This is a genomic window from Vibrio sp. 10N.286.55.E10 (genome assembly GCF_002872555.1).
Classification (GTDB): Bacteria; Pseudomonadota; Gammaproteobacteria; order Enterobacterales; family Vibrionaceae; genus Vibrio; species Vibrio crassostreae.
Genome location: NZ_MCSD01000007.1, coordinates 89,229 through 104,754, shown reverse-complemented (window position 1 = coordinate 104,754; position 15,526 = coordinate 89,229). Strand labels below are relative to the sequence as shown.

11 protein-coding genes are annotated in these 15,526 nt (G+C 44.0%); 6 read left to right on the top strand and 5 right to left on the bottom strand.

Going from position 1 to position 15,526, the window contains the following annotated elements; translation table 11 throughout:
- Positions 1-73: 73 nt before the first annotated feature.
- From BCV39_RS06095 to BCV39_RS06085, 3 genes are all read right to left on the bottom strand, one after another.
- Complete coding sequence (locus BCV39_RS06095) at positions 74-805, bottom strand: hypothetical protein (RefSeq protein WP_102431187.1); 732 nt, start codon at positions 803-805, stop codon at positions 74-76.
- A 50-nt stretch (positions 806-855) separates the two neighbouring features.
- Positions 856-3,102 carry an inverse autotransporter beta domain-containing protein gene (locus BCV39_RS06090; RefSeq protein ID WP_102431186.1) on the bottom strand — a complete coding sequence of 749 codons (2,247 nt, stop codon included), beginning with the start codon at positions 3,100-3,102 and terminating at the stop codon, positions 856-858.
- Positions 3,103-3,497: 395 nt separating this feature from the next.
- Positions 3,498-6,668 carry an HD domain-containing phosphohydrolase gene (locus BCV39_RS06085; protein WP_102431185.1) on the bottom strand — a complete coding sequence of 1,057 codons (3,171 nt, stop codon included), beginning with the start codon at positions 6,666-6,668 and terminating at the stop codon, positions 3,498-3,500.
- 449 nt (positions 6,669-7,117) lie between these two features.
- Here BCV39_RS06085 and BCV39_RS06080 point away from each other — a divergent pair, with 449 nt between their 5' ends.
- The 5 genes from BCV39_RS06080 to BCV39_RS06060 all read left to right on the top strand — a co-directional run bounded on the left by BCV39_RS06080 (position 7,118) and on the right by BCV39_RS06060 (position 11,781).
- Positions 7,118-8,089, top strand: a complete 972-nt coding sequence (locus BCV39_RS06080) for a tripartite tricarboxylate transporter substrate binding protein (protein ID WP_054547685.1) — start codon at positions 7,118-7,120, stop codon at positions 8,087-8,089.
- 247 nt (positions 8,090-8,336) lie between these two features.
- On the top strand, positions 8,337-8,837 hold the full coding sequence (locus tag BCV39_RS06075) for a tripartite tricarboxylate transporter TctB family protein (protein ID WP_041472791.1): 501 nt from the start codon (positions 8,337-8,339) through the stop codon (positions 8,835-8,837).
- A 10-nt stretch (positions 8,838-8,847) separates the two neighbouring features.
- A complete protein-coding gene (locus tag BCV39_RS06070) occupies positions 8,848-10,368 on the top strand; it encodes a tripartite tricarboxylate transporter permease (RefSeq protein ID WP_102431184.1) in 1,521 nt (506 codons plus the stop codon).
- 192 nt (positions 10,369-10,560) lie between these two features.
- Positions 10,561-11,319, top strand: a complete 759-nt coding sequence (locus tag BCV39_RS06065; protein ID WP_102431183.1) for a sulfite exporter TauE/SafE family protein — start codon at positions 10,561-10,563, stop codon at positions 11,317-11,319.
- 270 nt (positions 11,320-11,589) lie between these two features.
- Positions 11,590-11,781: a hypothetical protein gene (locus BCV39_RS06060; RefSeq protein ID WP_017066914.1), complete on the top strand. Its 192-nt coding sequence runs from the start codon at positions 11,590-11,592 to the stop codon at positions 11,779-11,781.
- A gap of 180 nt (positions 11,782-11,961) precedes the next feature.
- Here the strand turns inward: BCV39_RS06060 and BCV39_RS06055 are convergent, their stop codons facing one another.
- Positions 11,962-12,375 carry a VF530 family DNA-binding protein gene (locus BCV39_RS06055; protein ID WP_102431182.1) on the bottom strand — a complete coding sequence of 138 codons (414 nt, stop codon included), beginning with the start codon at positions 12,373-12,375 and terminating at the stop codon, positions 11,962-11,964.
- Positions 12,376-12,766: 391 nt separating this feature from the next.
- Between BCV39_RS06055 and BCV39_RS06050 the strand changes: the two genes are divergently transcribed.
- Positions 12,767-13,927 (top strand): HD domain-containing phosphohydrolase, encoded by a 1,161-nt coding sequence (locus BCV39_RS06050; RefSeq protein ID WP_102431181.1) that lies wholly within the window; start codon positions 12,767-12,769, stop codon positions 13,925-13,927.
- Positions 13,928-14,053: 126 nt separating this feature from the next.
- Here the strand turns inward: BCV39_RS06050 and gnd are convergent, their stop codons facing one another.
- Positions 14,054-15,502 carry a decarboxylating NADP(+)-dependent phosphogluconate dehydrogenase gene (gnd, locus tag BCV39_RS06045; protein WP_017059712.1) on the bottom strand — a complete coding sequence of 483 codons (1,449 nt, stop codon included), beginning with the start codon at positions 15,500-15,502 and terminating at the stop codon, positions 14,054-14,056.
- Positions 15,503-15,526 lie beyond the last annotated feature (24 nt).

Sequence of the window (15,526 nt, the reverse complement as noted above, 5' to 3'; positions counted from 1 at the left end):
GGTTGTACCCCTATCGAGAGAAAGCGGGCTGAAAACAGCCCGCTTGGTTAATGGTTAAAGCAATCTCAAAGGATTAACGTAGTGAAGCACGAGTAATTTGTACCTCATTCATAGACGCAGTGATCGTGTAACCTTGTACCTCTTTCGGTAATACAAATGTTAGGTCATTACCGGCGTCAACCAGCGCCGCTTGAAGCGCAGCTTCAGCATCGCCTTTCTGGTAAAGGCCAGCTGTGTCTGTTTCATTTTCTGTCAGTGTGAACGTCACATCTGCTTTAGCTAGGTCAATAACCGCACCGTCATCCGCGTGTACCGTCAGAGTTTGACCCACTTCAGCTGTACCGCTGATGGTTAGGGCCATTGCTGCAGCAACGTTGAAGTCATTCGATTCTACTTTATCAGAGACAAGCGTTGTTGACGGGTAGCCGTATTGAGTATGAACTTGCCACACTAGGTTTAATTGTTTGTTTTTTAGCTCATTGAAGTTTGAAAATGTAATGACACCGTCGTCCAATTCGCTGATATCCGCTTCAACTACTTTTGCGTATTCGGTACCACTCGAGTCTTCTAACCAGTACGTCACCTTGGTGATGGCATCATCGTCTTGGTCTTCAAGAGTCGGTGCATCGAATTCGACTTCAATATCCGCAGGTGTCCATAAAATATCAGTTGTCGTCACCGCAGGAGCCGTTACTGTTGGTTTGTGGCCTTGTACAGGTGCAGTGGCAACGCTGTCGATAGCCCAAGCTGCTGTTGCTGTAAAACCACCCATAAGTAGGCCGATAGTGATCATTGATTTTTTCATTGTCTTTCCTTTCTGAACGAAAACGTTCATGTTTTATTGTTAGTTATGAATTACTTGTTGTTTGTCGCCGACTTTGAATCCGACGGTTTTTTCTTTGTCACTTGGACTTTGAATTGGAACCCTTGGTCTTCGCCTTTCAACACGTACTTTTGCTGATTGGCGTTCGCCACCTTGGTAAATTCGTTTTGAGTATCATGCTCTCTTCGGAACCATTGGAACGAGTATTGAGAAAGGTCTAATACCGCCGCTTCATCTTCGAACACATAAGCCGTGATGGCTTCCGTCGTGAATAGGTCTTCATCTAGACGATGCCCTTCATGAAACAGGTCAACACGATAGACACTGCCCTTTAACCACTCGATATTGCCTTGCTTTGCGTCTTGTTCGTTCTGATCGTAAATTGCTATTACCGTGACGGATTGCGCCACATGACTGAGTAAAACCAGCTCAGCGATGCCTTCTTCATTGGTGACGGTTTGGTAAACGAAGTTCGCTTGGTTCGGTTCCAGCTCTAACGTCTCCCCATTCAACGTCAAAGATGTTAAGTCTTCAGCGGTGATTTGATAGGTCACCGGGATATCGGCAACGGCTTTGCTCAATAAGGCACTCGCAACGATGCTTTCACCCGCGGTCGCGGTTTCTGGTTCAAACGAAATTGACTCAAGAAACTTACTGTCAGTGACGGTAATCGACATGGTGTTAGACTCTTTCACTTGGCCGCTTTTGAGTTTGTATCTCACCTTAAGCGACAGTGTATTGTTGCCGTCATAGCGGTAGCTTGGCGCGGTAAATAAAGGTACCGAAGCACTCTGACTGTTCAGATACGGATTAGCAGTACCTAACCAGGTGTAAGAGACGATGTCAGGTCCCCCTTTCACCTCCATCCACTCCGCTAATGACTGCTGAGAGTTTTCTGCAACCACCACAGATTCAGGCAGACGAATACTGATCTCTGCGTATTTCTGTTTGTATTCCAAAACAATGTTATGGTCACGTTCAACAAAGTCCGTTAAACGGTCTTGTTTTGGTAATGAGCTTTGGAAAACTTCACGGCGCTCAGGCTCGTAAAAACCGCCAAGAGACAAGGTAGAGTTAACACCAGCTATCCACTGTTCACTTGCCCCTTCCTCGTTTTGGTATCCCAACGAGAACGCCAGCTCTTTGGTCGGTTTAAACTCGGTGTTTAACTCGAAACGCAACGGGTTTTTGGTCGGGTTACTGCCATCGCGATGTTCTACGTATCGACCAAGGTATTGACCCGCTGTACCACTCAACTTCCAGCGTGTATCCATCGGCAGATAGCTTTCTAGCGTGAGATCCCAACCCTTCGCAGGCTTTTCAACAAGGCTGTTCATCCCTTCATACTCGTCCGGCGAATCTTTCCAATTCGATAGAGGAAAGTAGAAGTTGGAGCTCATGTTTCCGTAACCCACCCCGTACTCAACACCTAAGCTCATTCTTCGGTGATAGCGCTGATGGTCATAATCTATAAAGGTGTTTACCCCGTAGTAATCATCTTCAGCGAGTTGACGATAACCCGTACCAATGTGCGAAAAGTCTCGGCCATGGAAGTCGTCTTGGTTAAACACCGCACCCGCTTGAATAAACCACAAAGATTTATTGTCGGCTTGCCAAAAAGGGAACAGGCTTTCAACCTGATCAACTTGCCATTTGCTGCCTTTCGCTAAAGAGACGCCTAAATCAAACTGTGCGCCACCAAAAACTTCAGATAACCAGTCTTCTGTTTCACTCACACCAGCAGCCACTAAACGAGATGGTACTTGCTCTTGGTAGGCGCGAATGTTGCCCTGCTCAGACTGCTGTTGAGCAATGGTCACGAGTTCAGAAGTCATTGGAGCAACATAAGGGTTAGCTTCGTTAAGCTTACCCTCGTCCAAAGCCAGGTTTGGCAACGAAGTACTATCTAACCCCTTGCGGGTCTGATATTGGTGATCGGTCAATTCAGCAATAAGTGGCTCTACCGTTTTCCACTCCGCATCACTGTATGGACCACACTGAAGCTCGTCCTTCCCTAGTTCAACCTCACGACAATAGGTGCTCATGCTAGTAATGACATTTAGCAGCGCTTCATCGACTTGATAAGCTGAAAACGTGACAAAGGTATTTTTCACCGTCGCTTGCTCATTGCTAACTTGCGCATTGTTAGCTTGTACGGTTGAAGCTACCTCTAGGGGTTTTAATTGGTCGCCCTCTAATGGGTTTGCATAACATGCTAGGCTCACAGCCAAACTACATGGCAGTAAGAACACAGCATTAATGGTTCGTGGCTTAAACATGACAAAATGGATTCTTCAAAAATTTTTCAGAATCTTAATCAAGAAAGCGTGAATTACCGCGTGATTCACCGTGAAAGATGAAAAGTACTTAAATTCAACAATTTGGAAGGTGATGTGATGGCTAAAAGGTGTGTAATTTAGAAATTTTTTAGTTTTTTATTGATGAAATTACCAAGTAAACTCCTTATTAATATGGGTTACCAATCAATAAATTGTTACTTCAAAAAATGAGATTTTTTTTCATCTTGTTTTTCTGCGAACTTATTGACACATAGTGATATTGCATAGAAAAAGCGCACCAATTGGGTGCGCTTTTAAGTCCTGCCAAGTTAAAGGTAAACCGCGTATTTACCTAATTTGCATCGAGTAGCGAAGCACCTTCTAATTTAGGTGTATTAAGCTGCAGCACTTTTCTGGAGATATTTCGACAAGTCGACGCTGTCTATTTGCTCTGGCTTCAAATACGTTTCAGCGTATCGAATGTGGGTCTCACTCGTTAGGAACAGCCTAAACAGTTCTATGTCAATATGTTCATCCAGAGCCATCTTGTGCATGATGTCGACAGCGACACTAATTGGCTTCGCTTTCTTGTAAGGTCGATCGGCAGCGGTTAACGCCTCAAAGATATCTGATATCACCAGAATGCGTTCTGGGATTGAAAGGTCGTCACCAGTCAACTTCCTTGGATAGCCTGTACCTTTAAGGGTTTCATGGTGAGTCGACGCATAACGAGGCACGCGGCTTAACTCTTTCGGGAATGGTAAGTTCTCAAGCATCTTAATCGTAGCAAGCATGTGCTCGTTTATCTTAAATCTGTCTTCAGCAGTCAATGTGCCGCGTGCAATACTCAGATTGTAGACTTCGCCTAGGTTGTATAAATACTCAGGCACATCCATTTTAATTTGATGTTTCGGGTCAAATTCTAACGGCCTATCTCTTTTCACTATATGCTCTGGTTTATCACTTAACAGTGGCTCTGTCGCTGGCAAGCCTGAACTCGGTGCTCGATTCAACGCCTCTATCGGTGATAGACCAAGTTGATCATCAAAGTTACGCGTCCAAGTCGTTTCAGCTATCAAGCGAATACGAGCAACTTTGTCATCACTCATGAATTCACCACCAACATTAGACGTCGCGATAAACTCAAAATCATCTTGTAGCTTCTGTTGCGCTTCAGCCAACTCTGTTTGGATTTGTTTGTTCGCTAGCTTGCCTTCAAGCTGTTTCGTTAATGCTATTATTTCAGCATCACGCCACAATACCTCAAATCGAGTTCTCACCTCGTGAATTCGGTTGTAGTTGGCCTCAAGCTTCGTACCTTTATCGACGATGTGTTCCGGCGTTGTTATTTTTCCGCAGTCATGCAACCAAGCCGCAATTCTAAACTCACGGCGCTCATCATCATTTTTAAACTCAAAATTTTTAAAATGATCAGATTGTGATTTCTCAGCCACGTCAGCTAGCATCAAACCTAGCTCTGGTACACGGTTACAGTGCCCAGCCGTATAAGGGGACTTGTCATCGATAGCTTGGGCGATAAGCTTGATAAACGACTCTACAAACGCCTCTTGCCTCTGTTCATGTCGTTTAAGCTCCATTGCCATTTCTTTTACAGCAACAGATAACTCCCACACTTCTTTAATACGAGTATTAAGCACAGCTACGTTGTCATAGTCACGCAACTTAACCTTGTGAGTCTCTTTCTCTAATTGGCGAATAGGACGTACTATAGGTGCACCAAAGACCCAAGCCACAGGCAAGGTTAAACTCATCAGTAAAATCGTTACACCAACAGAGGTTGCTAGACGCTTATTGACTGTACTGAAGACTTCAGATTCGGGAATCAATACCGCAAAATACTCAGAGTAGTGTTCGCCCGTGTCTATTTTCTTTAAATAGAGATGCTTAATCTCACCATTCAACTCGACCCTTACCATACTACCTTCAACCGTTGCTTCCTTAGTCAAATCATAAAGTTCAGTATAAGGAACCGTCGTATTCGTATTAAAGCCGGTATCATGCAGCCACTTTTTTGCTAAGGCATCAAGTTGTTCACCACTTAACTTGCTGATAGCTTGATCAATAATTGGAAGCAATTGTTTATGCTTGCTCTGCAGCACCAAATGGAATTGATTTGAGTAGTTCTGTTTTAGATCTTCTAGAGTCCCATTGACAACAAGGCCTGGCTGGAAAAACCTATCTAATGCAAACGAGAGTACGGGTTCAGCTTCTAAGAAAGCAAAGTTCTCTTCGCTTTCAATTGAATTAAATGCAGACTCTAGGTTTTCAAATTCAACTAAATCAATGTTCGGAAAGTCCTCTCTTAACTTAGGAATAATTGACCACCCAGATAAAATGGCAACTTTTTTACCCTCAAGCTCGGCATAATTAGTGACAACCTTCGCACCGACCCTTGTCACGACAGAAAATGGCAATTCATAAATTGGAGTCGTGTATAGGCCATCTATGCCATTATTTTTATAATTTTGAACCGATTGCAGGCCATCAATACTTCCTTCTTGAAACTTACTGACAAGCTCGCCCCAAGAGAAACCATTGACAAATTCAAACCTGATCCCTGTCATCTCACCAATCATGTTAAGAAGGTCTATCGCATAGCCGTTTGGCTTTCCCGCCACTGAAAAGTCCATCGGCCCCCAATCATTTTGATTAGACACTAACAGCGGAGGGGTATCGTTAACCAAGGTTTGTTGTTCAGACGATAGCATCAATGTGGATACATCAAACTCCAATTCCTGATTGTTAACCTTGAGGTTAGACGCAATAATATTACCCGATTTCGAATATAAGAAAGACTCAACCTTACTGTCTTCTGCTAAACCAAGCGCCGTACCTGAGAGTTTGCTAGCCAAAGAAGACAACACAATATCAATACCAATCACATGTTGAACTTCAGATTCGATTTTCGCATCAAACGCTAAAGAATAAGTTTGCCCGGTAATTTGTAAATGCTGAAAAAGATATGGCTGAGTTTTTTCGACCGACTGAACATTGGCAGAAACATACCAAGGCCTGGTTGTTGGAAAGTAGTTGCTCTGCTCCGTAGTTGAGTCTCTTAGCGTAAACTCTTGGTCAAAATATTTCGTCGTACGGACGCGCTCCTCCCCTCTATTATGAATCTCAACCACAACCCAACGGTCCGTTTGTTGTGCACCGATTTTCTCTCTAACGACAGGGGCAGACTCTAGATTAATAATTTGGAAGAAGTTTTCATTGGATGAGCCAATGTAAATACTATAAAAGAGAGGGTTATCTTTAATGGCTTCAGAAAGAATACTACGCGACTCTTCTTTTGATATTTTGTTACTGATAGACCGTTTCACTGAAGCAAGTAAACGCGCGGTGTTGGCTGCGTCAGAATCAACCGCGCCGATATAGTTACTCAACTCTTGGGACACCATCGTCAACTTGGATAAGGTATTCTCAGTCGCCATTTTTTTACTGAAGTAATATTGCAGTGAAACCGCAACAACAGCGGTAAGAAAAGTCGCGAGTAAAAACATTCCTCCAACAGTAAATCGTAAAGAAATTTTTTTGTCTGTCATTATTCGATCCTTGAATAACCACTAGCCCAGAAATGTAACATGCCAGCAATATTTATATTATTACAGTAGCATAACCAACCTAGCAACACATTATTCCATATATCCAAGATCGTCTCTCCATATCACTCTTTGCGTCACAATAAGTTCCCTCTTTGATGATACATAGCTGTATAAAGCGACCAACAGTCAAAAAATTGCTCACATAAACTCAAGGAAAACCTAATTATTATGGCTGGCAGAATCCTATAGCCACGCCACTGTGAACTTTATGAACAATATTATTCCAATGTTCTTTATTCTCAATATCGCCGCATTACAGACATTTCGTTAACACACCGTTAACTTTAGTTGCATCTGCTAAGCAATGTTCTACTCATCTGTTTAGTAGCTGGAAATAAAACATAAGTTTCTCTCCATTGAAGAGATACCCTACATAAGGAACGTGAACCATGTTCAAGGCACTGAAACCTACTCTTGCGGCTTCTATCATCGCAGCAACCTTTTCTTTCAACACTTTTGCTGCTGACGTAGAAAAAATCCACTTCCTAATCCCTGGCGGCGCTGGTGGCGGTTGGGATATGACAGCTCGTGGTACGGGTGATGTATTGGTCAAATCAGACATCGTAGAAAATGTCTCTTTCCAAAACTTATCTGGTGGCGGCGGCGGTAAAGCCATTGCACACCTAATTGAAACGGCTCAACGCCAAGAAGACACGCTGATGGTGAACTCAACACCTATCGTTGTGCGCTCTCTAACGGGTATTTTCCCACAGTCTTTCCGTGACCTAACACCTGTTGCTGCAACCATTGCCGATTACGGCGCAATCGTGGCTTCTGCAGATTCTAAATACAACACGTGGGAAGACGTAGTAAAAGAATTCGAAGCAAACCCTCGTAAAGTAAAAATTGCTGGCGGTTCAGCTCGTGGCAGCATGGACCACCTTGTAGTTGCTGCGGCGTTCAAGGGCGAAGGTTTTGATGCGAAAAAAGTTCGCTACATTGCCTACGATGCTGGCGGTAAAGCGATGGCGGCACTGCTTTCTGGCGAAACACAGCTGCTTTCTACTGGCCTTGGTGAAGTGCTAGAGATGTCTAAATCTGGCCAAGTAAAAGTGCTTGCTGTGACGGCGCCAAAGCGTCTTGACGCTGCACCTAATATCCCAACACTGACTGAGTACGGCAACGAAACCGTATTCGCTAACTGGCGTGGTTTCTTTGCAGCACCAGGCACAAGCCAAGCGAAGATCGACGAATGGAATGTAGCGCTTGGCAAAATGTACAAAACCGATGAGTGGCAAGTGGTTCGTGACCGTAACGGTTGGATCGACAACTACAAAGCTGACAAAGATTTTTACGCCTTCCTAGAAGATCAAGAAAAACAGATGGGCGACCTAATGCGTGAGCTTGGTTTCTTGAAATAACCAACAGCCATAGAGGGCTTATGTGCCCTCTTACTCTTTCCTTGTTTCGCCGTACATGAGTTAACTTCAAACTCCTTTGTTTATTCGTAGACGTATTACTAACGCTTGCCGATTCGTTGTAAACGCAAGTGGCTGATAAACCAGTACCGTAATTCGCTTACCTATGGTTAGTGATCCCAGACATTCTTCATTAACTCGCTCATGTACGGCTTTTTTACTATTTATACCACCCCAAATGGAGTTGGATATGTCGGACTTACCAACCAAATTTCTGAGTAAGGAATCTTTGCTTTCAAAGGATCGCATCGGAGCCATGATCTTTATGCTGGCGTGCTTGTGCTATGGCTACCAAACCACGCTAATTCCTTTGTTTCCCGGTGACGAGTACGAACCCTTCACAGCAAGAACATTACCTACCCTGTTGACGTTTATCGGCATTGGCCTTTCGTTGATCCTGCTTATCACAGGACAACCGGATAAGAAAGTCACATGTGACACAACGCCGTTGAACTGGAAACTGCTGATTGGATTCTTGGTGTTAATGGCACTATACGGTGTTGGGCTGACTTATCTTGGCTTTGTTTTAGCAACCAGCTTCTTCTTACTTGCAGGCTTTTACCTATTGGGTGAGCGTCGTAAAGCTGTTTTATTTGGCGCGTCGTTTCCTTTCGTTATCGCGTTCTTTCTTTTATTAACTCAAGGCTTAGATATCTACCTAGAGCCTGGTTTAATCTTCACTCTTTGGTAGGGATAACATTATGTTAGACGGAATTTTACAAGGACTTTCTACCGCTGTGATGCCAATGAACATCATGATGGTAATCGTGGGCTGTTTCGTAGGTACCTTCATCGGGATGCTCCCGGGCCTAGGTCCAATCTCAGCCATTGCTCTGATGATCCCTATCACTTACGGCCTAGACCCTTCTTCTGGCTTAATCTTGATGGCTGGTGTGTACTACGGCGCGGTATTTGGTGGCTCGACGTCATCAATATTAATCAACGCTCCGGGTTGTTCTTCAACGGTAGTAACCGCGTTTGATGGCTACCCGATGGCTCAAAAAGGGCAAGCAGGTAAAGCACTTGCACTCGCGGCTTACTCTTCTTTCACTGGCGGTACACTTTCAGCGATCATGCTTTTAATTGCTGCTCCGGCTCTAGCAAGCGTGTCATTGAGCTTCCAGTCTTCTGACTACTTTGCATTGATGCTATTAGGTCTATCGGCTGTAGCTGCGTTTGCAGGCCCTGGTCAGGTTATCAAAGCGTGGATGATGACTATTTTAGGTTTGATGCTGTCAACGGTCGGTATCGACAAAGGTGTTGGTGTTGAACGTTTCACATTCGGCCTAACGGACTTAATGGATGGCTTCAGCTTCTTATTGTTAGCGATGGCAACGTTTGCACTGGGCGAAACCTTAATGGGTATTCTAAAGCCAGAAAAAGACACCAGCGCTGAAGAAAGCCAAAAGATGTCTGATATCGGCAGCATGAAAGTGACCAAAGAAGAGATCAAAGAAGTCGCACCGGTTTCGATTCGTTCTTCGATTCTTGGCTTCTTTACCGGCGTACTTCCAGGTGCTGGCGCAACTATCGCTGCTTTCTTAAGTTACGGCATGGAGCGTAGTCTTGCACCGAAAGACAAACAGAAAGAGTTTGGTAAAGGCAGTATTCGCGGTCTTGTTGCTCCAGAATCGGCAAATAACGCAGCATCAAGTGGTTCATTCGTTCCGCTACTGACGCTGGGTATCCCGGGCTCTGGTACAACAGCTATCATGCTAGGTGCATTAATCGCTTATGGCATCCAACCGGGTCCTCGTCTGTTCGTTGAGCACCCTGATGTATTCTGGTCGGTAATCATCTCTATGTACTTTGGCAACATCGTACTGGTTATCTTGAACCTGCCTTTGATCCCTTACATTTCTAAGCTATTAGCGGTACCAAGAACGGTTCTACTGCCAATGATTATCTTCTTTTCAATCACAGGCGTGTACCTAGTATCTTTCAACACCATGGACGTATTTGTGATGTTACTAGTGGCGATGGCAGCAATAGCATTAAGGCTTGCCAACTTCCCACTCGCTCCATTATTGCTTGGCTTTATCTTAGGTGGCTTGATGGAAGAGAACTTAAGACGCGCACTGATGATCAGCGACGGAGAGCTCAGCTTCCTATGGGAACGCCCAATCACCATGACCTTCACTATTCTGGCGGTATTGGTTCTGTCTAGCCCGATTCTGGTTAAGCTGTTCAAGAGCTTTAGAGCAAAACCAGTAGAAGTGTAAAGCTCGACCAAATCAACTGAACCTAAACGAAAGGAGCCATTGGCTCCTTTTTTGATTTAGCTAGTCAATTCAAACCAACAGTTAAAGATGGTAGCAAACTCACAAACTCGCACTTTCAAGACGCACAGCTCTGATATTCATAACAAATTCAAGTAAGGTAACTCATCAGTTAACGTATTGGATTCTAAAACTATGGATTGGTTGGTTCTCTTCTTGTCAGGCGTGATTGGTGGTGTGCTTAACTCTATTGCTGGTGGAGGCAGCTTCATCACTTTCCCTGCTCTATTGTTTGCTGGTGTTCCACCAATAGCAGCCAACGCGACCAATACCTTTGCATCGTGTGCCGGCTACATCAGTGGTGCTTATGCGCTGCGCCACGAAATTCAATCTGGTACCAAACAGCTTAAACTGACCATTGCTCTATGTGTGATTGGCGGTGGCATAGGTGCTTTCTTACTGCTGCACACACCAGAAGCATTGTTTACTCAATCCGTACCTTGGTTACTGCTTTTTGCGGCATTGCTTTTCACCTTTGGTGGCACGCTCAATAAATGGCTGAAACAAGCAACAGCAAAACACAAACACGCCACCAGCGCTGGCGTCTTCTTTTCCGCTTTATTGCTTTTGATTGTATGTATCTATGGTGGATACTTTAATGCCGGACTAGGAATCGTCACATTGAGTTACCTGGCTTTGGCTGGTTACACCAATATCAACGTGATGAATGGCATCAAACTGCTTGTATCCGCTTGTGCATCACTTGCGGCAATCGTGTTTTTTATCGTAAATGGCTCGATTGATTGGCCATCAGGCATGGCCGTTTTAATGGGGACTTTGGTTGGTGGCTATTACTCAGCAAAAATCTCTCGCCGCATCCCACAACATTATGTTCGTAACACAGTGATCATCGCGAGTTTCTTAATCACCGCTTACTTTTTCTATACTAACTAGGTTTGATGCTAAGTCGGTTTTATACCAACCCGGTTTGCGTTAATTAAACCCGAGATTGAGCTTTATTCTAACTGGGAAACATAGCGGAAAAACTGACTCTCAAATTTCCTATCTCACTATTTTATTGCTTATAAAATAGCCATGGCTATATATGTGAGACGAGTCCTTTAATTAGTAAATTTGATAATAATTTAGACTGTTTTTTAGCCTTTATTTTGCCAAAGGTGGGATAATTCTCCTGTCGAAAGTGATACTTCATTAGGAGGCGTTATGAACATTAAACTCGGTCATGTCATGTCATCGAGTCGACTCATTTGCTTTGTCGCTTTTCTTGCTGCCACATTCGCGTGGATTCTCAAAATGCCCGCTCTGTTTTCTGTGTCAGCGCTATTCTTACTTATCAGTGCCATCGTTTATGTCACCGATCTTTGGAAGAATCAAAGAAAGAACCGCGAAGCTTAAGACTCAAATACAGCAGGCTTTACACGCTTGAATAAAGTACACACGTTAAAAAAGGAGCACTTAGGCTCCTTTTGTCTTTTATGCTTATCGCTTTAGCTGATTAGACGGCGTTATTAATGACGCCTCTTTATAAGCGAGGCCTTGTTCTTAACGACGGTTCTTTCTAACGACGGCTTCTTATTAACGACGGAAGTTACGACCGTTACCGCCACGACGAGCTTTAAATGCAGAAGCCGCTTTAGCTTGAGAAGCCTGGATAGACTCAACCGTTAATTCCATTGGCTCACGAGGTTCTAAACCATGACGGAATGTACGTGAACGCGGAGGCATCTGGTATTCGATGTCTGATGCTTTAGGCATACGCTTAAAACGGTAAAGGTAGAAGTTTTCAACCTTCTCACGAGCCCATTCCGTCTTCTTCAGATATTTAACAGCGCTTGCTACAGTTGGCTTTGTGTTAAAGCAGTTCATACGCATTGCTGCGTCCAAAATTTCCCAACCATAATGATCCACTAACTCAGTGATCATGGTCTCAAGCTTTAAGCCGTGTAGAGGGTTATTTTGTTGCAGTTCGATTCTTTCTTCTTCAGTCATAACATTACCTTTTTCAAGGCAGCTCACGGCCTTGAATATACTCTAGAGCACCGTCATCACTGACCGCTTCTAGCTCAATCACTTAGGCATTACATCCATTGCCCTTATTTATGCCTTTATGATGGCATAAAGCATGTACGTTATCCTATTTATCTTTTCATTTAATTTCAAAATGGTCACTTAACGCCTGAATTATCATCAAGCTCTTTCCCTTTCCTCTGATTCCGGAACCTACAAAAGTACCAGTTAACAAAAATGAAGGTAATGCAATGAAATAACCATTTATCTCATAATGATATTGCATTTTATCAGAACGCAATGCTATTTTTAATAACGATACTAAAAACAAAAAATAATCCCGAATAAACAATGATATAACTATAAATAAAGGTTGGCTTATAACATGTTTGACTACTCCCAGCTCAACAGAGTAGCCGCTCAAGATAAGGACATTATCGCCATTGTTGATGACCTTTTCCGGCTAGCTCGTGAATATTACCCCATATTATCTCGGCTTTCCGTTGTACTATGCAGCGAAAACAGAGCATCGAATTACTTCGTTTCAGACACGCTGTGCCAAGAAGCAGAACATCGATACGTAGAACAAGAACTTAAACCAGAATCAGCTTTGTCTCGAATGGCTGAATCTCTCGACACTCGAATCATCCACGATCTCGCCTCAATCAAACCGACCAAGCAAATTTCACACTTACTTCAGCTTGGACACCAAAGCAGCTATACAACGCCTATTCACTATCAAGAAAGTAATCTTGGATTCGTGTTTATCAATGCATCGTCAACGGGCTTTTTTGCTAAGGAATATATCCAGTGTGATATTGCCTACATCTCTCAGCTTATCTCGAGTTTGTTTGTTCAACTGTTTGAAAGGCAACGTCACTTTCAGTCGTCATTAGCCATCGCGCTAAACATGGGACACGCTCGCGACCCTGAAACCAAAGAACATCTGATTCGTATGGGAAAATACAGTGAACAGATCGCCAGAACGATGTCCGAGAGTAATAATGAAATCACACATCAGTTCATTCATCGTATTCGTTTATACGCACCCTTCCACGACATAGGAAAATATCGAATCCCAGATAACGTGTTATTCAGCTCCGGTCGTTTCTCAGCAGAAGAAAGAGCCATCATGAATAATCACACCTTATATGGTGAAGAGATGATTAACGATGTGGTGTCCCTCTCCCATCATTGCTCTATGTGTTCTGATGAAATTCAGTTCATTAAGAATATTGTGCGCCATCACCACGAGCGATTTGATGGCTCTGGGTTACCTGATGGTCTGAGTCATACTGCGATTCCACTTGAAGCACGAATTGTAACGCTCGCGGATGTGTTTGATGCGCTGATGAGCAAAAGAGCTTACAAACACGCATGGTCACTGGATGAAGTCATGGAATACATTGAAGCGCACAACGGTTCGATGTTCGACCCTGAATGTGTTGAGGCGCTTAAACAGAACCTAGACGGCTTTATCGCAATTCGGGAGCAATACAACGACGATGTAAAACCCCAGGCCATGATGGCTTGAGATATAAATTCTTTGTTATCTAGATCGAATAGAGCGCAAACCAATAAAAAAGGATGCCCATTGGCATCCTTTTTTCTATTTACAGCTTAAAGAACAAACACGTTCTTAACTGATTCTAACTAACGATTATACGTCGTAAGTTGTAGAAGCAGTGTCGCCGCCAGTACCAGTCCAGTTTGTGTGGAAGAATTCACCACGTGGACGGTCTGTACGCTCGTAAGTGTGAGCACCGAAGTAGTCACGTTGAGCTTGAAGCAGGTTCGCTGGTAGACGTGCCGTTGTGTAACCGTCTAGGAAAGATAGCGCAGAAATCGTGCATGGCATTGGGATACCAGACTCTAGAGATTTCGCTGCTACTTTACGCCATGCTACTAGGCTGCCTTGTAGGATGTTTTTGAAGTACTCGTCAGAACCTAGGAACGCGATGTCTGGGTTTGCTTCGTACGCATCACGGATGTTGCCTAGGAATGCAGAACGGATGATACAACCACCACGCCACATTAGTGCTACGTTACCGTAGTTTAGGTCCCAGCCGTTTTCGTTCGACGCTTCACGCATTAGCATGAAACCTTGAGCGTAAGAAATGATCTTAGAAGCCAGTAGAGCTTGACGTAGTGCATCAACCCACTCTTGCTTATCACCTTCAACTGGAGTGATTGTTTTCTCAAACAAAGCTTCAGCTTCAACACGTTGGTCTTTAAGAGCAGACAGGCAACGAGAGAATACAGACTCAGAGATTAGAGTTAGTGGGATACCTAGGTCTAGTGCGTTAATACCAGTCCACTTACCAGTACCTTTTTGGCCTGCAGTGTCTAGGATCTTCTCAACTAGCGCTTCACCGTCTTCATCTTTGTAGCCAAGGATGTCAGCAGTGATTTCAACTAGGTAGCTGTCTAGTTCAGTCTTGTTCCAGTCAGCGAATACTGCTTGCATCTCGTCAGCAGACATACCTAGGCCATCTTTCATGAACTGGTATGCTTCAGTGATAAGCTGCATGTCACCGTATTCGATGCCGTTGTGTACCATCTTAACGAAGTGACCAGCACCGTCGTTACCAACCCAGTCACAACAAGGCTCACCAGCGTCAGTTTTTGCAGAGATACCTTGGAAGATTGGCTTAACCGCTTCCCAAGCTTCAGCCGCGCCACCTGGCATGATTGAAGGACCGAAACGAGCACCTTCTTCGCCACCAGATACACCAGTACCGATGAAGTGGATGCCTTTCTCACGACAATGCGCTACACGACGGTTAGTGTCTGGGTAGTTAGTGTTACCACCATCAATGATGATGTCGCCTTCGTCTAGAAGTGGGATTAGGTTTTCGATGAACGTGTCTACAACGTCACCAGCACGAACCATAAGCATCACTTTACGTGGTGCTTCTAGCTTCTCAACTAACTCTTCTAGAGAGTAAGCACCAACGATGTTAGTACCTTTAGCTGGGCCTTCTAGGAACTCGTCTACTTTAGCAGCAGTACGGTTATGAGCCACAACTTTGAAGCCGTGGTCGTTCATGTTTAGGATAAGGTTCTGACCCATTACTGCTAGGCCAATTACACCGATATCACCTTTCATTATTTATATCTCCTTGCGGCTAGT